Here is a 20661-nt window from a genome sequence, read left to right as displayed (position 1 = left end):
CGCTGAACCAGCTCGCGCTCTCGAGACACCATGGCCGTGATTATCGAAGATCTGATGAGCCAGCTGGTGGCCGATGGAGGAAGTGATCTCCATCTCAGCGCCGGACTGCCCCCCTATGGACGCTTCAACGGTCAGCTGCGCCCGATCCTCGACGACCGGCTGGAGGAGGAGGCCTGCAACAAGCTGATCTTCTCCTTGCTGAACAACGCCCAGCGCAAGCAGCTCGAACAGAACTGGGAGCTGGACTGCTCCTATGGCCTGAAGGGCGTGGCGCGATTCAGGGTCAATGTCTACCGCCAGCGCGGCACCTATGCCGCCTGCCTGCGGGCGCTTGGCAATTCCATTCCCACCCTGGAAGCCCTGCACCTCCCCCCCATCGTGGAGGAAATCAGCCGTTCCCCCAAAGGTCTGGTGCTGGTCACCGGTCCTACGGGATCGGGGAAAACCACCACTCTGGCGGCGGTTCTGGATCACATCAATCACACCCGCTCCGAACACATCCTCACGATCGAAGATCCAATTGAATTCACCTACCGCTCCGACAAGAGCGTGATCCATCAACGTCAGCTCAACGACGACACCCGCAGCTTCGCCAATGCCCTGCGCGCCGCCCTTCGGGAGGATCCGGATGTGATTCTGGTGGGGGAACTGCGGGATCTGGAAACCATCCAGTTGGCGATCACGGCGGCGGAAACCGGCCACCTCGTGTTCGCCACCCTGCACACGAGCTCGGCTGCCCAGACAGTGGACCGCATGGTGGATGTGTTCCCCGCAGGCCAGCAGACCCAGATCCGGGTGCAGCTGAGCACCAGCCTGGTGGCGGTGTTCGCCCAGACCCTGTGCAAGCGTCACAACCCCGTGCCGGGCGAGTACGGCCGAGTGATGGCCCAGGAGATCATGATCAACACCCCCGCCATCGCCAACCTGATCCGCGAAGGCAAAACGGCCCAGCTCTATTCCCAAATGCAGATGGGCGGGCAGATGGCCATGCAGACCCTGGAGAAGTCCCTCGCCGATCTGGTGATGAGCAACCAGATCCTGATGGATGAGGCCGTTGCCAAGACGGGCAAACCCGAGGAACTCAAGCGCCTGCTGAGCCAGCTCAACTGAAGCCTCCCGCCACCGCCATGCCCACCTTCACCGCCAACTACCTCAACAACGGCAAGGAAGCCTCGGTCAACGTCGATGCCCCTGATCTGATTCAGGCCAAGCGCACCCTGCGGTTGCGGGGGATCCGGGTCACCGACATCAAGGTCTCGAGCATCGGCTCAGCCAGCAGTCGCAAAGCCCAGAGCGAACTGGCTCAGAAGCTCAGAACTTCCAGCATCCTCAGCCGATTCGAGGCACGCCCCGGGGTGAAGGCCAAGGCGGTGTTCGCCAGCAAGCTCGCGGCCCTGGTGAATGCGGGCGTGCCGATCGTGCGCAGCATCGATCTGATGGCAAGCCAACAGAAGATGCCGCTGTTCAAACGGGCGCTCGAATCGGTGAGCCTGGAGTTGAACCAAGGGGTGAGCTTCGGGGATTCGATGCGGCGCTGGCCCAAGGTGTTCGACAGGCTCACCATCGCCATGGTGGAGGCCGGCGAGGCGGGTGGCGTTCTCGACGAATCGCTGCGGCGGCTGGCAAAACTGCTAGAAGCGAACGCCAAGCTGCAGAACCAGATTAAGGGGGCCATGGCCTACCCCTTGGCGGTGTTCACGATCGCCATCCTGGTATTTCTGGGCATGACAATCTTCATCATCCCCACATTCGCCAAGATCTTCGAGGATCTTGGGGCTGAGCTGCCCTGGTTCACCCAGTTTATGGTGGATCTGAGCAAACTGCTGCGATCCCCCTTTGCGTTGATTCTCCTGGCGGCGCTGGTGATCCTGGCCATCGTGGCCATCAAGTTTTACCAGACCCCCATCGGCAGGCGCCGCGTCGACGCCCTGGCGCTGAAGCTGCCACTGTTCGGTGAGCTGATCCAGAAAACAGCTACGGCCCAGTTCAGTCGCACCTTCAGTTCCCTCACCAGAGCTGGTGTACCGATTCTCCAGGCTCTGGATGTGGTGAGGGACATCACATCCAATTCCATCATCTCTGATGCCATCCAAAGCAGCCGGGATGATCTCATCCAGGGCATCCCTTTGAGTATTGCTATTGGACGCAAAAATGTATTACCCGAAATGGCCATCAGCATGCTCTCCATCGGCGAGGAAACCGGTGAAATGGATGCCATGCTCTCCAAGGTGGCGGACTTCTATGAAGACGAAGTAGAAACGGCTGTGAAAGCCCTCACGTCACTATTGGAGCCCATGATGATCGTTCTGGTGGGCGGCATCGTGGGTGCGATCCTCATCGCCATGTACCTGCCGATGTTCTCGATCTTCGACCAGATCAAGTAAGCAGCACCTGAAGGAAGCGATCTGCACTAACCTGCTGCACCCTTTGCTCTGGCGATGGCCTCCCCGGCCAGCCAACCAGAGCTCCAGCAGTGCTGGAAGTTGAATCCTCCTGTCACACCGTCCACATCCAGCAGTTCTCCCACGAGGTAGAGACCTGGCTGCCGGCGGCTCTCCATCGACGCCATGTTCACCTCCCCCAGGGCAACCCCCCCGGCCGTGACGAACTCCTCCCCGAACGGTCCACGCCCCCGCACCCGGTAGCGGGAGCGCCGCAGTGCCTCCACCAACGCTTGCTGATGGTGCTTGGAGAGGTCGGCCCAGCGCAGAGCCGGGTCCACTCCCCCGGCCTGGAGCAGATGCAGCCAGAGGCGACGGCCCAGGGCCGGCCAGGGGCGCGCGTTCGCCAGCTGGCGGCGGGCCTGAACCCGGCGGGCCTCCTGAAACCGCGCGGCCAGCTCTGACTCGGAGCCACCATCGGTCCAATCCACGATCAGCTCGGCCTGGTAGCGGGCCGCATGCAGCGAGCGCGCCGCGAAGGCCGTGAGCCGCAGGGTGACCGGACCGCTCACCCCCCAGTGGGTGATCAGCAGCGGGCCACGTTGGCGCTCGCGGTGGCCATCGGGAAGCTCCAGGGTGAGCTGCACCGGATCCATCGTCACGCCGGCCAGGGCCACCAGGGGGTCATCCGCCAGGGCCAGGGTGAACAGGGACGGCACGGGCGGCACCGTGGTGTGGCCCAGGCTGCTGGCGAGACGTCGGCCACTGGGATGTCCGCCGGTGGCCAGAACCACCTGCCCGGCCACAAGGCGCCGGGTGTTCCCCTGGGCTCCGCTGCAGCGCACCTGCAGCAGGAAGTCGCCGCCCTCCGCCTGCACGGCCTGCACGCCCATGCCGCGGTGCACCGTCACCCCGGCCGCCGCCGCGGCCGAGCGCAGGGTGGCCACCACGGAGCTGGAGCGGTTGGAGCGGGGGAAGAGGCGCCCATCGGCCTCCTCCACCAGCTCGAGGCCATGGGCGTCGAACCAGGCCACCGCGTCGCCACAGGCGAAGCGGGAGAAGGGACCCCGCAGGGCCCGCTGTCCGCGGGGGTAGTGGCCCACCAGCTCGCGCGGATCCCAGCAGGCATGGGTCACGTTGCAGCGGCCGCCACCGCTGATCCGCACCTTCTGCAGCGGCTCCTGGGTGGCCTCGAGCACGTGGATGTCCCGCACTCCGGCCTCGGCGGCGGTGATGGCGGCCATGAAGCCCGCCGGACCACCGCCCACCACCGCCACGGCCACCCGATCAGGAAGCAAGCGGTTCACCCGGCGCGGCCATGCTCATCGATGCGGCTGCTGGAAAGTCTGGCGTTGCGGCGGACTGGACCCGGCCGTTGCGAAGCTGGACGCCATGGATGGAGCGATGCGGCAGGTCGAGAGGTGCAGCTACCGCTTCAGCGTGGCGCCGATGATGGACTGCACCGATCGGCACTTCCGGGTGCTGATGCGGCAGATCACCCGGCACAGCCTCCTCTACACGGAGATGGTGGTGGCTTTGGCCCTGCACCACGCCCGGCAGGCGCCGGGGGCCGAGGCCCCGGGCGGCCGGCTGGAGCGGCTGCTGGGCTTCGATCGGATCGAGAAGCCCATCGCCCTGCAACTGGGCGGTGACGATCCCGCCCTGCTGGCGGAGGCCTGCCGCCTGGCGGAGGCCTGGGGCTATGACGAGGTCAACCTCAACGTGGGCTGCCCCAGCGACAGGGTGCGCAAGGGGCGCTTCGGAGCCTGCCTGATGGCCCACCCCGAGCAGGTGGCCGCCTGCGTGGCCGCCATGGCCGCGGCCTGCTCGCTGCCGGTGACGGTGAAGCATCGGATCGGGATCGACCACCACGACTCCTACCCCGAGCTGCTGGGCTTCGTGGACACGGTGGCGGCCGCCGGTGCCTGCCGCTTCAGCGTGCACGCCCGCAAGGCCTGGCTCGAGGGCCTCGATCCCAAGCAGAACCGCACGATCCCGCCCCTGCGCTACGACTGGGTTCACCGCCTCAAGCGGGACAGACCCCAGCTGATCGTGGAGCTCAACGGCGGGCTGGAGACGCCGGAAGCCTGCCGCCAGCAGCTCGATCACGTGGATGGCGCCATGGTGGGCCGGGCCGCCTACGCCCACCCCCTGCGCTGGGCGGGGGTGGATCGCAGCCTCCATGGCGACCCCAGCCGCGGGGAACCCCAAGCCTCCGACGTGGTGCGGGGCCTGGTGCCCCACGCCGAGCGCTGGTGCGGCCGCGGCGGTCGCCTCTGGCCCATCGCCCGCCACCTCGTGCATGTGGTGGAAGGCGTGCCCGGGGCTCGCCGCTGGCGTCAAGCGCTCACCGAGGCCGCCAGCCGGCCGGGCGCAGGGCCCGAGGTGCTGGAGCTGGCGGCCCGGCAGCTGGAGGACGCCGGCCACTGACCGGGGCCTGCGGCGCCGATCAGGAGTGGACGTCGCCGCTGCCCTCGCCGGCGCCGTAACCGCTGCTGCGCCGCCGCCGGGTGCGGCCGGCCTCAAAGCCGTCGGCGTTGCCGCCATAGCTGCGGTCTTCCCAGCCCCGTGCCCCGGAGCCTCGATCCTGGCCGGCCGCACCACCCCCCGGACGGCTGTATCCACCGCCGCCGCCGGCTCCGCCCGGCGCATAGCCGCCGCCGTAGCCACCACCGGAACCACCTCCACCGCCGTAGCCGCCGCGGCGCGGCGCGGCGCCCCGGGGCTCGGCCTTGTTGATCCGCAGGGGGCGTCCCATCAGTTCGCTGCCCTGCAGGGCCTCGATGGCACGGCTTTCGGCCTCGGGATCGGCCATCTCCACAAAGGCGAAGCCCCGCTTGCGGCCGGTGTCGCGCTCCAGGGGCAGCGCACAGCTCACCACCTCACCAAACGGTGCAAACAGCTCCGCCACATCCTCCTGCTCCGCGCGGAAGGGCAGATTGCCGACAAAGATGCTCACGAACCAGGGGTAGGCACTCGGGCCTCGAACGGCCCAAGCCTAGGCCCGGCTGACGCCGGCGCCCGCTGGGCAGCAGGCCCCGTTCAGGGCAGCAACCGGCGGCGCGCCGCCGCGAGCTGCGCCGCCACCTGATCGAAGGCCGTTCCCCCTTCGCTGCGGCGGGCCGCCACCACCTGGCGCGGATCGATCGCCGCGTAGATGTCCTCGGCAAAGGCGGGGTGCAGGGCCTGCCAGCGCTCCAGCGGCAGCTCCCTCAGCAGCACTCCCTCCTGCAGGCAGGCCTTCACCAGGCCTCCCACCAGCTGGTAGGCCTCCCGGAAGGGCACCCCCCGAGCCACCAGGTAATCGGCCACGTCGGTGGCGTTGGAGAAATCGGCCGCCACGGCGGACTCCAGCCGCTGGGGACGGAACTCCAACCCCTCCTCGAACAGGATCGCCATCGCTTCGAGGCAGCCCAGCACGGTGGCCACCCCATCGAAGAGAGCCTCCTTGTCTTCCTGGAAGTCCTTGTTGTAGGCCAGGGGCAGACCCTTGATCATGGTGAGCAGGCCCACCAGATGGCCGAACACCCGGCCACTCTTGCCGCGCACCAGCTCGGGCACGTCGGGATTCTTCTTCTGCGGCATCAGGCTGCTGCCGGTGGCGCAGCGGTCGGTGAGGCCGATGAAGCCGAATTCCTCGCTGGCCCAGAGAATCACCTCCTCGCTGAGGCGGCTCAGGTGCGCCAGCACGAGGGAGGCTGCCGCCATGAACTCCACCGTGAAGTCACGGTCGCTCACCGCATCGAGGCTGTTGCCGTAGATCGCGCCGAAGCCGAGTTCCTCGGCGGTCTGACGCCGGTCGATGGGCACGGGGGTGCCGGCCAGGGCCGCGGCACCGAGCGGGCAGATGTTCACCCGGCGGCGCACGTCCTGCAGCCGCTCCCGGTCGCGCTCCGCCATGGCGATGTAAGCGAGCAGATGGTGGGCCAGACAGAGTGGCTGGGCCCGTTGCAGATGGGTGTAACCGGGGATCAGGGTGTCGGCGTGGCGCTCGGCCTGGGCCAGCAGGGCCCGCTCGTAGCGCACCAGGGCGGCATCGATGGCGTCGATGTGGCGGCGGAGCCACAGCCGCAGGTCGGTACCCACCTGGTCGTTGCGGGAGCGGCCGGTGTGGAGCTTCTTGCCCAGGGGCCCGAGCAGCTCGATCAGGCGGCGTTCCACCGCGAAGTGGACGTCCTCGGCTTCCACCCCGGGGCTGAAGCTGCCGGCAGCCGCCTCGGCGCGCACCCGCTCCAGGCCTGCGATCAGCTGCTCCGCCTCACCGGGGCTGACCACGCCGCAGCGGCCGAGCATGCGGGCATGGGCGATCGAGCCATCCAGGTCTTCCTGCAGCAGGGCGATGTCGAACCCGATCGAGGCGTTGAAGCGCTCGATCGCCGGATGCAGACCCTGCTCGAAGCGGTTGCTCCAGCCGGCGGCCTCCCCACCCGTGACACCCGACCCGGCGACACCAGCCCCCCTGACACCAGCTGTGCCGCCGTTGTCAGGGGAGGGGGAGGGTGCGGCGGCCATCGCGGCGGGAGCAGGCAAGCAGTCAGCTTGCCACTCGGCTCCCGGGCGGCGGCAGGGTGGGCAGCACCAGCTCCTCGCGCACCTTCAGCACCACGATCGAGGCGTCGTCCTCGAGGTGGCGCTGGGCCCCCACGAAGCGATCGAGGCGCTCGAACAGCCGCTCGAGGATCTGCTGGGCACCGAGGCCGGCCCTGCAGGCACTGCGGAAACTCTCCACCAGCCGCGCTTCTTCGTAGCGCTCCCCATTCAGACCCGTGGCTTCCGTGAGGCCATCGGTGTAATACAGCACCACATCCCCCGGATCCAGCACGGTGGCATCGACCCCGTACTCCGCCTCGCTCTGCAGACCGATCAGCAGGCCGGGCGCATCGAGCCGCTGGATGCGATCTCCGTGCCGGCGCCACAGCAGCGGTGGATTGTGGGCGGCATTGCCGTAGCGCAGCAGGCGCGTGCGGGGGTCGTAGTCGGAATAGAAGAGCGTGACGAAGCGGTGGGAGTGGGCCAGATCCTCCTGGGCGAGCTGGTTGAGGTCATGCAGGATGCGATCGGGCGGATGGCCGCTCAGCACCTCGGCCCGCAGCATGCCGCGCAGCAGGGACATCAGCAGACCGGCGGGCACCCCCTTGCCCATCACATCCCCCATCACCAGCGCCCAGCGCTCCTTCTCCCGGGGCCGGCCCTGGCGCATCGGGCGGGTGGGGATGAAGTCGTAATAATCGCCCCCCACCTGGAAGGCCGGCCGGCAGCGGGCGGCGAGCTCGATCCCCTCGATCACCGGACAGTGATCCGGCAGCAGCTGGCCCTGCACCTCCGCGCCGATGCTCAGCTGACGGTCCACCCGCTCATGCCGGCGCATGTCCTGGAGCAGGGTGTCGTTCTCCAGGGCCACCCCCACCAGATCCGCCACCAGCTGCACATGGCGGCGGTGGGCCTCGCTCCAGCTGAACCCCGGCCGCTGGCTGAACACGTAGAGGCGTCCGCGCTGATGGCTGCGGCACACCACCGAGGTGGCGAACACCTGGGCTCCGTCGAGGAGGCGCGCCACCCGTTGATCCAGCAGGGCCGCCGCCGCGGGATCGCTGCCGATGGCCGCGGTCTCATCCTCCGGCTGGGACGCCAGCTGACGCAGGAGTGCGCGGCAGCGGTCGTAGGGGGTGGCCTGGAGCTGCTCCCGCCACAGGCGGCCGTCCTCGCGAAACACCAGCAGCACGGCACCCTCCGCCTCCACCAGGCGTGAGGCCACCAGGGGCACCAGCTCCAGCAGCCGGCCCAGGTTGGTGACGCTGCGCAGGGCAAAGCCCAGGGAGGCCAGCAGTTCCTGGTTCCTGCGCTGCTCCCGGTTGAGACTGTCGAGCAGTTGACGCACCGAGGCGGCGGCGGAAGCCGAGGCTGAGGCCGGAGCGGAGGCAGGACGGGCAGGCGGCGTCTGGCTCAACGCGCAGCCGCAGGGGATCCGCAGGGTAGCCGCGATCAGCCGGCGAGCAGGGCCTCCACGAACTCGAAGCTGTTGAAGGGGCGCAGATCCCGGATCCCCTCGCCGGCGCCGATGAAGCGAATGGGCAGGTTGGCCTCCGAGGCCACCGCCAGAGCCACGCCCCCCCGGGCGCTGCCATCCAGCTTGGTGATCACCACGCCGGTGAGGCCGGCAGCGGAGGCGAAGGCCATGGCCTGACGCAGGCCGTTCTGGCCCTGGCTCGAATCGAGCACCAGCAGCGACTCCACGGCGGCATCGGGGGCCAGCTTGTCGACGATGCGGCGCACCTTGGCCAGTTCCTCCATGAGGTTGTGCTTGGTCTGCAGCCGACCGGCCGTATCCACCAGCACCAGCTCGGTGCCCTGGGCCTTGGCCGCCCCCAGGGCGTCGTAGACCACGGCGGCGGGATCGGCGTTGGCACTGGGATTGGCGATCACGGGCACCCCGCTGCGCTCGCCCCACACCTGCACCTGCTGCACCGCCGCGGCCCGGAAGGTGTCGGCGGCGGCGATCAGACAGCTGTAGCCGCTGCGCACCGCCAGGTTGGCCAGCTTGCCGAGGGTGGTGGTCTTGCCCACCCCATTCACCCCCACCAGCAGCCACACGTTGAGGCGGCCGCGCTCAGGAGCCAGCAGCGGCGAGGCACTGGTCTGGATCGGCTGCTCGAGGATGTCCCGCAGCTGTTCCTTGAGGAAGCGGATCCCCTCGGCGGGATCCACCACCTCGCGGTTGAGACGCTCGCGCAGGGCATCGAGCACCTGATCCGTGGCGGTGACCCCCACATCGGCCCGCAGCAGGGTGGTCTCCAGATCGTCGAGCTGTTCGGGGCTGAGGGGGTCGTCGCCGAGCTTCTCCAGCAGCTGGGTGACGAAGCCCTGGCGGGTCTTCTCGAGGCCCTGGCGCAGGCGGCCCAGCCAGTCGATCTCCTCCAGCGACACCTCGTCCACCCGTTTGCCCTGGGCAGCGAGCACCTCGGCCGACCAGGTGAAGGTGTCGTCGAAGGCACCGAGCTGGGGCTCGGCCATGTCTGCCGGGGCCGCTGGCTGAGCCGGGAGTTCCGGAGCTGGGGGGGCCGACGGAGCCGGGGTCGCGGCGGCCGTGATCGCCTGCTGCCGCTCGGCCCGCTGGGCAGCGGCCTGCTCGAGGAGCGACGGACCGGGGGAGGGCGTGGTGGCTGGCTGGGGGGGCGCTTCCGGCACCGCCTCGGCTTCCGGCACCGCCTCGGCTTCCGGCACCGCCTCGGCTTCCGGCACCGCCTCGGATTGGGGGGCGGCTTGCTGCTGGGAATCTGAGGCGGGCGCTTCGGGCTGAGCTGGAGTGGCCGCGGCCTTGGCCGCCTCCTGCTGGGCCTTGAGCCTGGCGTAGGCCTCGCGGGCCCAGGCCAGGGCGTCCTGGTCGCCACCACTGGCAGGCGGGCGGGCATCCTCTGCAGCCGCCTGCGGGGCTGTCTCTGCGGATGGCGATGCCGCCACATCCTCCTTAAGCGCCGCGGGCGGAGCCGCAGTCGGCGGGGCAGTCGGGGCGGCACTGTCGGCTGCGGGGGTTTCCGCAGCGGCGATCTTTCGCCGGAACCAGTCGAACACCATCAGGAAGCCGTGACCGCGTCGGTGTAGCGCCGCAACACGCCATTGATCATGCGCCGGCCCCGCTCGTCGCTGTAGCGGTTGGCCAGGTCAACGGCCTCGTTGCAGGCCACCGGCGCTGGAGTGTGGAAATCAGCCAGATCAACGGCGGCCAGGCGCAGGATGTCCCGATCGATGCGCGGCAGACGGGTCAGGCGCCAGCCCTCCATCACCGCATCGAGGCGGCGGTCGATCGCTTCACGCTGGCGCACCACGGCAGCGGCGCGGGCCAGGGCATCGCGGCGCACCTCCTCCTGATCGGCGAGCAGCAGCAACCTGGGCAACTCCAGACCGGCCGAGAGGCGGTTGAGGGCCTGTTCCGCCGCCGCCAGGCCCTCCTGCAGATGCTGCCGCACCCGCGGCAGCTGCGCGGCCCCCTGCTCCTGCAGCTCGCTGTCGAGCAGGTGCTGCTGGGCTGTCTGGAGATCCTCAGCGGAACGGTCGAGGGCTTCACGAACGTGCTGACCGAGGCTCGCCAGGGCCTGGTTGAGGAGCTGATCGAGGGGGAGGTCCGCTCCGGCGGCGCCACCGTCGCCGCGGTCACTGATCTGGCCAAGCATCAGCAGGGCCAGTTCGCGGGAAAGGGTGCGGCTCTGCATCAGGACATCTGGGGGGCACGCAGCTGGGCCAGAAGGCTGGAGAAGCTGCGGTTGGGAGTTTCGCGCTCGTCCGGGTTGACGATGCCGGCGGAAATGATGGTGCGGAAGGCATCCTCCACCGAGAGGTTGAGGTCGCGGACCGACCGCTCGGGCACCACCGCATACCAGCCGGTGGTGGGGTTGGGTGCGGTGGGGATGAACACGCTGAGCATGGGCTCGTTGAAGCCGGCCTGCAGGGCGGTGCCGAGCACACCGGTGACGAAGCCGAGGGCGAACAGGCCTTCGCGGGGGTATTCCACCAGCACCACCCGACGAAAGCGGGAGGAATTGCCCTGCAGGAACGTTTCCAGCAGCTGCTTGAGGGTCTTGTACACCGATCCCGCCAGGGGAATCCGCAGCAGGGTGCCCTCACCGAATTCCAGCAGCCAGCGGCCCACGATGTTGCGGGCCATCAGGCCGATCAGCAGGATGGCCAGCAGGGGAACCAGCAGACCCACCCCGAGGTTGATCAGCTCCTGCAACACCGGGTTGAGGGTGTTGAACGGGTTGAACTGCTTGGGGATGGAGGTGAGGAACGCCAGCACGAAGCGGCTCACCGTGGTGGCCAGCCAGATCGTGGTGGCCAGGGGAATGACCACAAGAAGCCCGGCGATCAGGTCGTTCTTGAGGTCCTGCTGCAGGCGGTTGCCCAGGGGCAGGTCAGGTCTGGGACTGGATTGAACCAAGGCGAAACCCGGCGATCCGGCCGACAGCTACCACCGGGCAACTTAGCCAGCCGCGTCCCAGGCCGGTCTGTCAGACCAGTGCCGCCAGGGCGAGCAGAGCAAAGCCGATGGCCAGCACGGCCGCCCGGGCGGTGACCCCGAAACGGCGCTGCTGCAGGGAGAGATCCCGACCGAGACGGGCCTGGTCGAGCTGGGCCTGGGCCTGGGCCAGCTGGGGCTTGAGCTGGGCATCGATGAACTCCTGGGCCTTCTGGCGCTTCAGTTCATCGGTGGCGCCGGCGGGGATCCGCCCCTCCTTCTCAGCCTCGGCGATCAACTGGTCCACGAAGGCGGGATCCTGAAGTTGCTGCTGCTGCATCTGCAGCTGGGCCGTCTGCTGGGCGATGGACGACTCGGATTGCTGCATCTGGGCGGCCAGGGCCGCCTCAGCATCGATGGCCAGGGGCACCACCACCACCATCGTGATCGCCAGCACGACGCCGAGAAGACCCGTGACCCAGCGCAGCGGCGTGCGGCCCGCCGGAGCTTCGAGGCGGCTGCCGATCAGCATCAGCAGCAGACCCACCAGGGCCAGCGGCGCATCGGCCACCAGCCGGTCCACGAACACCTGGCGGAATGGCTCCAGCGACCAGTTCCAGGCGGCCACCAGCGCCATGACCTGCAGGGCCATCAGCACCACCAGGGTGAGCCCGATCCAGCGGGAGAGGAAGGCCAGACGGCCGGAGGTGGCTGTACTCACAGGCTGTGCGCCGCAAACTGAGGTTGTGCGGCAACTGTACGGGCCATGAGCGACGCCGCCGCCGAGCTGGCGGCCAGCCTGAAACGGAGGGCGAGGGCGCTGGGGTTCGATCCGGTGGGCCTGGCCGCCGTGCCGGGCGGAGCCCGGCTGCGGCTGCGCAGCGCAGCGCTCGAGCGCTGGCTGGCCCGCGGCTACCAGGCGGAGATGGCCTGGATGGCCGACCCCCGGCGGCGGCAGGTGGAGGCGCTGCTGCCCGGGGTGCGGAGCGTGCTCGCGGTGGGACTCAACTACTTCGTGGCGGTGGAGCGGCGTGCCGGTGCTCCGAAAGTGGCCCGTTACGGCTGGGGGCGGGATTACCACCGGGTGATCGATGGCCGGCTGCGCCAACTCGGTCGCTGGCTGGAGAACCAGATGCCCGGAAGCCGCTGGCGGGCCTGCGTGGACAGCGCCCCCCTGATGGACAAGGCCTGGGCCGAGGAGGCCGGACTGGGGTGGATCGGCAAGCACGGCAACCTGATTCACCGGCGGCGTGGCTCGTGGCTGCTGCTGGGACACCTGCTCACCACCGTGCCGCTGCCGGCGGATGCACCCGCACCAGCCCTCTGCGGCCGTTGCAGCCTCTGCATGGCCGCCTGTCCCACCCAGGCGATCCGCGAACCCTTCGTTGTGGACAGCCGCCGCTGCATCGCCTTTCACACGATCGAGAGCCGGGAGCCTGTCCTGCCCTCCGCGATCAGCCGGCACCTGCAGGGGTGGGTGGCGGGCTGCGACATCTGCCAGGACGTCTGCCCCTGGAACCGGCAACCCCTGGAGAGTTCCACCGATCCGGACATGACCCCGCGGAGCTGGATGCTGGATCTGCCCGCCGCCGAAGCCCTCCACTGGGATGACGCCACCTGGGATGAGCGGCTGCGGGCCTCGGCCCTGCGGCGCATCAAACCCTGGATGTGGCGGCGCAATCTCCAGGCTCTCCACCGTCACGCGGGCGGTACCGGAGGGGGAGCCACTCCCTAGGGTGGAAGGGAACCGATCCGTTTCAATGGCTTCGCGCTGGCTGCGCGCCTTTCCACTCGTCGCCCTGGGACTGAGCCTCAGCCAGACCTTACCGGCCAACGCCCTGGTGCCCTACGTCTATGTGCCCCCGAGCGAGGAGCTGCAGGGTGCGGGCCTGGGCATCGCCCAGGCGGCCGCCCGGCTGCTGCGGCTGGGGCAGCCTGACGATGCCGCCCGGCTGGCGGCCCTGACGGTGCAACTCCTGCCGGCGGACCCCAGGGGCTGGATGCTGCTGGCCGAGGCCCAGCTGCGCAGCAGCCAGCTCAAGGCCGCGGCCGAGTCCCTGGCCAGGGCCAAGGAGCTGGATCCGCGCAATGCCGGCATCTGGTTCGCCGAGGGGTCTCTGGCGCTGCGGGACGGACGGCCCGAACAGGCCGTTGGCCTGCTGCAGGAGGGGCTGCGGCTGGACAGCCGCAACGCCAGCGCCCATTTCGACCTGGGCAACGCCCACATCCTGCTGAGCCAGCCGTCCCTGGCCCTCAAGGCCTTCGAGCGGGCCAGCGATCTGCGGCGGGACTTCTGGGAGGCGATCAACAACCAGGCCCTGGTGCTCTACGAGCAGGGCAAGACCAACGAAGCGATCGCCCGCTGGCGACGGGTGCTCAAGATCCAGCCCGATGCCGCCGAACCCAACCTCGCCCTGGCGGCCAGCCTGTTCGACCGCGGCGGTGAAGCCAGGGCCGAGGCGCTCGAACGGGCCAGCAGGGCCCTGGATACCGAACCCAACTACGTGCTGGACAGCTACCAGAAGGAACAGCTCTGGGGCCCGAAGCTGCGCACCACCACCCAGGAGCTGCTGCAGCAGGCAGAACTGAAGACCTACGTGGACCGCGCCCTGGCCAACGCCAGCCCGGATGGGGACACCGGCCTCTAGGGGGCAGCGGGACGGCCGGCGGCGAAAGGCCGCCTCGAAAAGCCCATCGGTAGGCTGAGCCGCACCTCTCGCCCCCAGACCCCAGCACCGGATGGCCGAGGAGCGCGGCAACGAACGCAACGGCGGTGATCCGGGCGGCGACGGCCGGATCCAGCCGATCGCCCTGCATCAGGAGATGCAGCGTTCCTACCTCGAGTACGCGATGAGCGTGATCGTGGGCCGGGCCCTTCCCGATGCCCGCGATGGTCTCAAGCCAGTGCAGCGCCGCATCCTTTTCGCGATGCACGAGCTGGGTCTCACCCCCGACCGGCCCTATCGCAAGTGCGCCCGCGTGGTGGGGGATGTGCTCGGCAAGTACCACCCCCATGGCGATCAGGCCGTGTATGACGCGCTGGTGCGGCTGGTGCAGACCTTCGCCAGCCGCCATCCGCTGCTGGACGGCCACGGCAATTTCGGCTCGGTGGACGACGATCCACCGGCCGCGATGCGGTACACCGAGACGCGCCTGGCCCCGATCGCCCACGAGGGCCTGCTCGACGAGATCGGCAACGACACCGTCGACTTCGCCCCCAACTTCGACGGCTCCCAGCAGGAGCCGACCGTGCTTCCGGCCCAGCTGCCGTTCCTGCTGCTGAACGGCTGCACCGGCATCGCCGTGGGGATGGCCACCAACATCCCCCCCCACAACCTGGGCGAAGTGGTGGACGCCATGATCGCTCTGATCCGCAAGCCCGACCTCAGCGACGAGAAGCTGTTCGCCCTCGTGCCTGGGCCCGACTTCCCCACCGGCGGTGAGGTGCTGCTCAGCAGCGGCGTGCGCGACACCTACCGGCTGGGACGGGGCAGCATCCCGATGCGGGGGGTGGCCCACATCGAGGAGGTGCAGCCCGGCAAGGGCCGCCACCGGCGCAGCGCCGTTGTGATCACCGAGCTGCCCTACCAGCTCAGCAAGGCGGGCTGGATCGAGAAGCTGGCCGAGCAGGTGAACGACGGCAAGATCGGCGGTATCGCCGACATCCGCGACGAATCCGACCGGGAGGGCATGCGGGTGGTGGTGGAGCTGCGCCGGGACGCCAACGCGGACACGGTGCTGGCCGAGCTGCAGCGCCGCACCGCCCTGCAGAGCAATTTCGGCGCCATCCTGCTGGCCCTGGTGAACGGTCAGCCGGTGCAGCTGAGCCTGCGGCGCCTGCTGCAGGAGTTCCTTGACTACCGGGAGCTCACCCTGATCCGGCGCACCCGTCACGCCCTGCGGCGCTGCGAGGACCGCCTGGAGGTGGTGGAGGGGCTGATCAAGGCCCTCGATGCCCTGCAGGAGGTGATCGCCATGATCACGGCGGCGGCCGATGCGGCCAGCGCCAGGGCGAGCCTGCAGGTGCGCCTCGACCTGAGCGAACGCCAGGCCGACGCGGTGCTGGCCATGCCGCTGCGCCGCCTCACCGGCCTGGAGCAGGAGAGCCTGCGCCAGGAGTCGGAGGAGCTGCGCACGGAACGCACCCGGCTGCGCCACCTGCTCGACGACCGCGACAGCCTTCTCGAGGCGATGGTGGCCGAGTTCAGGGCCCTGAAGAAGCGCTACGGCACCCCCCGCCGCACCCGCCTGGTGGAGGGCGGTGACGACCTGGTGGCCCAGCGCGCCGCCGCCGCCCGTCCGAATGCGGAGCTGCAGCGCCAGCAGGCGCTGGAGGCCCTGGCCAGCGACAGCCGTGTGCTGATCCAGGCCGACCGGGCGGTGAAGATCGTCACGCCCCAGGTGCTGGGCCGGCTCCATCTGGAGGAACCGGCACCGCTGGGGGAGCATCCCGCTCCGGCCCAGCTGCTGCTGACGGTGGCCAGCCAGCCCCAGGTGCTGGCCTTCACCACTGACGGGCGTGTGGCGGTGCTGCGCTGGGAGTTCGCGGGTCAGCAGCCCGGTCCCCTGGAGCGGTTCCTGCCGGACAGCCTCGAAGGGGCTTCGGTGATGCAGGTGCTGCCGCTGCAGGAGGGCAGCGACCCGCACCTCAGCATCGGCCTGTTGAGCAGTGATGGGCGCTTCAAGCGGCTGCCCCTGGACGATCTGCAGGACCTCTCCGGCCGGGCCGCCACCGTGCTCAAGCTCAAGGAGGGGGTGACCCTGCAGCGGGTGGTGCCCTGCCGCAGCGGCGCTGAGCTGGTGGTGGCGAGCAGCACGGGCCGCATGCTGCGGCTGGAGGCGAATGAAGAGCAGGTTCCGCTGATGGGACGCACCGCCCAGGGTCCGGTGCTGATGCGCCTGCTGCCCGATGAACAGATCGTCGGGGCGGCCTGCGTGCCGGCCAGTGGCAGCGTGCTGCTGGCCAGCCGCCAGGGGCAGGTGAAGAAACTGGCGGTGGAGAGCCTGCGGCGCTGTGAGCGGGGCGATCTGGGCCTGATCGGCATCCGCTTCAGCCAGCGGGGTGACGCCCTGGTGGCCCTCAGCAGCGGCGAGCATCCACTGGTGGCGGTGCTGGCGGGGGAGAACCGAAGTGCCCGCCTCAGCAGCGGCAGCCTGGCGCTGGAAGATGCCAACGGCAGCGGCCTCACCCTCGAGCTGCGCCCAGGCGAGAGCCTGCGGGATCTGGTGCCGCTGCTGACCTGAGCGCGGAGCCGAGCGCCGAACCAAGCGGCGAGATCGGGGGGCAGCCTCAGCGCACGCTGGCGGCGATGCCGGCGGGCTCCAGCATGAGCTTGCTGGAGCGCACGGCCTCATCCATCTCGATCGGGTACTGGCCGTCGAAGCAGGCCGTGCAGAAATGGGAGGAGTTGGCCTGGGCCGCCTCCACCATGCCCTCCTTGCTGAGGTAGGCGAGGGAATCCACACCCAGGTGGGCCGAGATCTCCTCCAGGGTGAGCCGGGCGGCGATCAGATGGTCCTGGCTGTCGGTGTCGATACCGTAGAAGCAGGGATGGGTGACAGCGGGGGAACTGATCCGCATGTGCACCTCCCGGGCACCCGCCTCCCGCAGGGCCGCCACCAGCTTGCGGCTGGTGGTGCCGCGCACGATCGAGTCGTCGATCACCACCACCCGCTGACCGGCCAGCACATCCGGCAGGGGGTTGAGCTTCACGCGGATGCCCGCCTCCCGCATCGCCTGGGTGGGCTGAATGAAGGTGCGGCCCACGTAGCGGTTCTTGATCAGGCCATCGGCGTAATGGATGCCGCTCACCTGGGAAAAGCCGATCGCAGCCGGGATGCCGGAGTCGGGAACGCCGATCACGATGTCGGCCTCCACCGGAGTTTCGCGAGCCAGCACCTCACCGATCCGCACCCGGTAGCTGTAGAGCGACTCGCCGAAGAAACGGCTGTCGGGCCGGGCGAAGTAGATCATCTCGAACACGCACAGCTTGGCCGGCTCGTCGCACCAGCGGCTGCGCTGGGGTGTGGGTTCTCCCTGCACGAACCGGATGATCTCCCCGGGCTGCACGTCGTCTTCGTAGGTGGCGCCGATGATGTCGAGGCCACACGTCTCGCTGCTCACCACCCACTGGGCCTGGCCCGGTTCCCCCAGATGGCCGAACACCAGTGGACGGATGCCGTGACCATCGCGCAGGGCGAACAGGGCACCCGGGGTGCCGATCACCAGGCTGAAGGCGCCGCGGCACAGCCCGGCAGCCTCCCGGATGGCGGCCTCCCAGTCGCCGCCGGCATTCACGGCACGCTGCAGGGCGAAGGCGATCAGCTCCGAATCGGTCGTGGAGGTGAGCTCGCTGGCGATGGCACCGAGGTCTTCCCGCAGCTGGGACGCATTCACCAGGTTGCCGTTGTGGGCCAGGGCGAAGGGACCGAGCCGGGTGTTGAGCACCACGGGCTGGGCATTGCACACCTTGCTGCTGCCGGTGGTGGAGTAGCGGTTGTGGCCGATGGCCAGATCGCCCGGCATCCGCTCCAGCACCTCCTGGTCGAACACCTGGCTCACCAGGCCCATGTCCTTGTGGAGCCGCACATGCTGCTCGGCGTCGAAGACGGCGATGCCGGCCGACTCCTGGCCCCGGTGCTGCAGGGCGTAGAGGCCGAAATAGGTGAGGTTGGCCACCTGCTGACCAGGCGCGAGCACCGCGTAGACGCCGCAGGCTTCCTCGGGCTTGTCAGGCCGGTCCGGCAGGGTTGATGGGGTGGTCGAGGGCTCGTGGGCGGGCTCCGGATGCTCTACCACCACAAGCCCATCACCACAGACGTCGGGTCATCATTCTGCACGAGGGCTGTGGTCAGGCCGTGGGAGGGAGATCCACCCCCATGCGGCGCGGGATGGCCTGCTCGAACCGCTCCCGCAGCTCTGCCACCGGCAAGCGGATCAGATCCTCACCGCCCTGGGCGATGCAGAGGAGGGGCTCGGCGCTCACCGCACCCAGACGCTGGGCGGGCACGGCCGTACCGGCACCGGCCAGGGCCTCTTCCCAGGCCGAGGCCTGCGATGCCGGCACGCTCACCAGCAGGCGGGCGCCGCCCTCGGCGAACAGCAGCCGGTCGATCCGGTCTGCGCAGGGCGCCAGATCGACAGCGGCCCCCAGGCCGGCGGCGATGCAGCACTCGGCCAGGGCCACCGCCAGGCCGCCATCGCTGAGGTCGTGGGCGCTGCTCACCAGGCCGGCCGTGATCCCCTGGCGCAGAAAGGCCTGCACCTGCCGTTCCAGCGGCAGGTCAGTGCGGGGCGGACGACCGGTGCTGAGGCCGTGCAGGCAGGCCAGGTAACTGCTGCCGGCGAGACCGACGCGATCGTCAAGGCCCGGGCTGTGGGCGGAGGGATCTGAAGCGCTGCCCTGCTCCACCAGCGGCAGGCCCAGCAGCCAGATGGCATCACCGCTCTGCCGCCAGGCCAGACCGCGCACCTGGCGGATGTCCTGCACCAGACCCACCATGCCCACCACCGGCGTGGGGTGAATCGGCTGCATGGAGCCGTCCGGCAGCCGGGTCTCGTTGTAGAGGGAGACGTTGCCGCCCGTCACCGGGGTGCCGAGCGCCCGGCAGGCTTCTGAGAGGCCGCGGCAGGCCATGGCCAGCTGCCAGTAGCCGGTGGCGGTGTCGGGGGAGGGGAAGTTGAGGTTGTCGGTGATCGCCAGGGGCTCGGCACCGACGCAGCTGAGGTTGCGGGCCGCCTCGGCCACCGCCGCCAGGCCCCCGCGCTCCGGATCCAGGGCCACCCAGCGGTTGGGACAGTCCACCACCGCCGCCACGCCGCGGTGCACCGCCGTGAGGGATCCCTGCCCCTGCTGGGGCCGCAAGCGCACCACCGCCGCATCCGCGCCCCCCGGCGGCACCACCGTGTTGGCCTGCACCTGGTGGTCGTACTGGCGGTACACCCAGCGCTTGGAGGCGATGGTGGGGTCATCCAGCAGGGCCAGCAGAGCCTCGTTCCAGCTGGTGGGCCGGCCGGCCCGCTCACCCGTGGCCGGCGTGATGCCCGCAGGCCCGGCGGTGGGCAGATCCGCCTCGCTCCAGCGCCAATGGGCCTGGATCGCGGCCGGAGGCTCGGCCAGCAGCTCGTGGTGGTTGATCGGCGTGTCATCGGCCAGGGCACTGGCGGGCACCTCGGCCGCCACCGCGCCGTTCTGCAGCACCCGCACCACGTTCTGCTCGAGCACACGGCCCACCACGGCGGCCTGCAGGCCCCAGCGGCTGAAGCGCGCCATCAGAGCCTCCTCGCGGCTGGGCTTCACCACGAACAGCATCCGCTCCTGGGATTCACTCAGCAGGAACTCGTAGGGGGTCATGCCGCTCTCACGGGCGGGCACGCGATCGAGGTCGAGCTCGATGCCCAGCCCCCCCTTGGCGGCCATCTCGGAGCAGCTGCAGGTGAGGCCGGCGGCGCCCATGTCCTGGGCGGCCACCACATCCCCGCTCTGGAAGGCCTCCAGGCAGGCCTCGATCAGCCCCTTCTCCAGGAAGGGGTCGCCCACCTGCACGGCAGGACGGTCATCGAGGGAGGCCTCGGTGAGTTCGGCGCTGGCGAAGCTGGCACCACCCATGCCGTCCCGGCCGGTGGTGCTGCCCACGTACACCACCGGATAGCCCACACCGCGGGCACCGGAGCAGACGATCTCCTCGGTCTCCATCAACCCGAGGGCCATGGCGTTCACCAGCGGGTTGCCGGAGTAGCTGGGGTCGAAGGCCACCTCGCCACCCACGGTGGGCACGCCCACGCAGTTGCCGTAGTGGGCGATGCCGGCCACCACCCCCTCCATCAGGCCCACGTTGCGCTCATCCTCCAGGGGGCCGAAGCGCAGGGCGTTGAGCAGGGCGATCGGCCGGGCCCCCATGGTGAAGATATCGCGCAGGATGCCGCCCACGCCGGTGGCCGCTCCCTGGAACGGCTCCACAGCGGAGGGGTGGTTGTGGCTCTCGATCTTGAAGGCGAGGCGCTGGCCTTCGCCGAGATCCACCACGCCGGCGTTCTCGCCGGGGCCCACCAGGATGCGCGGGCCACTGGTGGGGAACTGGCTGAGCAGGGGACGCGAATTGCGGTAGCAGCAGTGCTCCGACCACATCACCCCGAACATGCCCAGCTCGGCCCTGTTGGGGGCGCGGCCCAGGCGGCGGCAGATCTCGTCGTAGTCGGCCTGGCTCAGGCCTTCCTTGCGCAGGGCTCCGCTCACGTCGTAGCCGGGAGCCGCGTCGTCGGGAGCCGCGTCGTCGGGAGCCGCGTCGTTGAGGCCAGCCACCACAGCCAGGAGGGTTCAGCAGCGTCCA

At 69.5% G+C, this 20661-nt stretch carries 16 protein-coding genes; 6 read left to right on the top strand and 10 right to left on the bottom strand.

Annotated features, from left to right (window positions below; all coding sequences use genetic code 11):
• Positions 1-30 precede the first annotated feature (30 nt).
• A complete protein-coding gene (locus tag CPCC7001_RS09895) occupies positions 31-1110 on the top strand; it encodes a type IV pilus twitching motility protein PilT (protein WP_006911524.1) in 1080 nt (359 codons plus the stop codon).
• Positions 1111-1127: 17 nt separating this feature from the next.
• Positions 1128-2384, top strand: a complete 1257-nt coding sequence (locus CPCC7001_RS09890) for a type II secretion system F family protein (RefSeq protein WP_006911646.1) — start codon at positions 1128-1130, stop codon at positions 2382-2384.
• Positions 2385-2410: 26 nt separating this feature from the next.
• Here CPCC7001_RS09890 and CPCC7001_RS09885 read toward each other — a convergent pair whose 3' ends face one another.
• The gene (locus CPCC7001_RS09885) at positions 2411-3688 is read right to left on the bottom strand and encodes an NAD(P)/FAD-dependent oxidoreductase (protein WP_006909336.1); all 1278 of its coding nucleotides are present in this window, start codon (positions 3686-3688) and stop codon (positions 2411-2413) included.
• Positions 3689-3773: 85 nt separating this feature from the next.
• Here CPCC7001_RS09885 and dusA point away from each other — a divergent pair, with 85 nt between their 5' ends.
• Positions 3774-4811, top strand: a complete 1038-nt coding sequence (gene dusA / locus CPCC7001_RS09880) for a tRNA dihydrouridine(20/20a) synthase DusA (RefSeq protein ID WP_006909735.1) — start codon at positions 3774-3776, stop codon at positions 4809-4811.
• A gap of 19 nt (positions 4812-4830) precedes the next feature.
• Here dusA and CPCC7001_RS09875 read toward each other — a convergent pair whose 3' ends face one another.
• The 7 genes from CPCC7001_RS09875 to CPCC7001_RS09845 all read right to left on the bottom strand — a co-directional run bounded on the left by CPCC7001_RS09875 (position 4831) and on the right by CPCC7001_RS09845 (position 12052).
• Positions 4831-5340: an RNA-binding protein gene (locus tag CPCC7001_RS09875; RefSeq protein WP_006910165.1), complete on the bottom strand. Its 510-nt coding sequence runs from the start codon at positions 5338-5340 to the stop codon at positions 4831-4833.
• 83 nt (positions 5341-5423) lie between these two features.
• Positions 5424-6893 carry an argininosuccinate lyase gene (argH, locus tag CPCC7001_RS09870; RefSeq protein ID WP_006909949.1) on the bottom strand — a complete coding sequence of 490 codons (1470 nt, stop codon included), beginning with the start codon at positions 6891-6893 and terminating at the stop codon, positions 5424-5426.
• Positions 6894-6915: 22 nt separating this feature from the next.
• Complete coding sequence (locus CPCC7001_RS09865; protein WP_043368913.1) at positions 6916-8328, bottom strand: PP2C family protein-serine/threonine phosphatase; 1413 nt, start codon at positions 8326-8328, stop codon at positions 6916-6918.
• Between the two features lie 35 nt (positions 8329-8363).
• Positions 8364-9953 carry a signal recognition particle-docking protein FtsY gene (gene ftsY / locus CPCC7001_RS09860; RefSeq protein ID WP_006909980.1) on the bottom strand — a complete coding sequence of 530 codons (1590 nt, stop codon included), beginning with the start codon at positions 9951-9953 and terminating at the stop codon, positions 8364-8366.
• Complete coding sequence (gene nusB, locus CPCC7001_RS09855) at positions 9953-10588, bottom strand: transcription antitermination factor NusB (RefSeq protein ID WP_006910045.1); 636 nt, start codon at positions 10586-10588, stop codon at positions 9953-9955. Before nusB ends, ftsY begins: the two co-directional genes overlap by 1 nt.
• Entirely contained in the window at positions 10588-11313 is a 726-nt protein-coding gene (locus CPCC7001_RS09850; RefSeq protein WP_006909761.1) for a DUF502 domain-containing protein, read from the bottom strand. Before CPCC7001_RS09850 ends, nusB begins: the two co-directional genes overlap by 1 nt.
• Positions 11314-11383: 70 nt before the next feature.
• On the bottom strand, positions 11384-12052 hold the full coding sequence (locus CPCC7001_RS09845; protein ID WP_006909848.1) for an HpsJ family protein: 669 nt from the start codon (positions 12050-12052) through the stop codon (positions 11384-11386).
• Positions 12053-12097: 45 nt separating this feature from the next.
• Between CPCC7001_RS09845 and queG the strand changes: the two genes are divergently transcribed.
• The 3 genes from queG to CPCC7001_RS09830 all read left to right on the top strand — a co-directional run bounded on the left by queG (position 12098) and on the right by CPCC7001_RS09830 (position 16575).
• Positions 12098-13066, top strand: a complete 969-nt coding sequence (gene queG / locus CPCC7001_RS09840; RefSeq protein WP_006910646.1) for a tRNA epoxyqueuosine(34) reductase QueG — start codon at positions 12098-12100, stop codon at positions 13064-13066.
• 25 nt (positions 13067-13091) lie between these two features.
• On the top strand, positions 13092-13979 hold the full coding sequence (locus CPCC7001_RS09835; protein WP_043368912.1) for a tetratricopeptide repeat protein: 888 nt from the start codon (positions 13092-13094) through the stop codon (positions 13977-13979).
• Positions 13980-14070: 91 nt separating this feature from the next.
• Complete coding sequence (locus tag CPCC7001_RS09830) at positions 14071-16575, top strand: DNA topoisomerase (ATP-hydrolyzing) subunit A (protein ID WP_006911380.1); 2505 nt, start codon at positions 14071-14073, stop codon at positions 16573-16575.
• Between the two features lie 46 nt (positions 16576-16621).
• Here CPCC7001_RS09830 and purF read toward each other — a convergent pair whose 3' ends face one another.
• Both purF and purL read right to left on the bottom strand, forming a co-directional pair.
• On the bottom strand, positions 16622-18133 hold the full coding sequence (purF, locus tag CPCC7001_RS09825; protein ID WP_006911165.1) for an amidophosphoribosyltransferase: 1512 nt from the start codon (positions 18131-18133) through the stop codon (positions 16622-16624).
• Positions 18134-18182: 49 nt separating this feature from the next.
• Positions 18183-20633, bottom strand: coding sequence for a phosphoribosylformylglycinamidine synthase subunit PurL (gene purL / locus CPCC7001_RS09820; RefSeq protein WP_050757228.1), 2451 nt, complete (start codon positions 20631-20633; stop codon positions 18183-18185).
• Between the last annotated feature and the right edge of the window lie 28 nt (positions 20634-20661).

Origin of the sequence: Cyanobium sp. PCC 7001 (genome assembly GCF_000155635.1) — a bacterium.
In the GTDB taxonomy this organism is placed as follows: domain Bacteria; phylum Cyanobacteriota; class Cyanobacteriia; order PCC-6307; family Cyanobiaceae; genus NIES-981.
The sequence above is the reverse complement of the archived record's forward strand: the minus strand, read 5'-3'. Positions and strand labels throughout refer to the sequence as shown.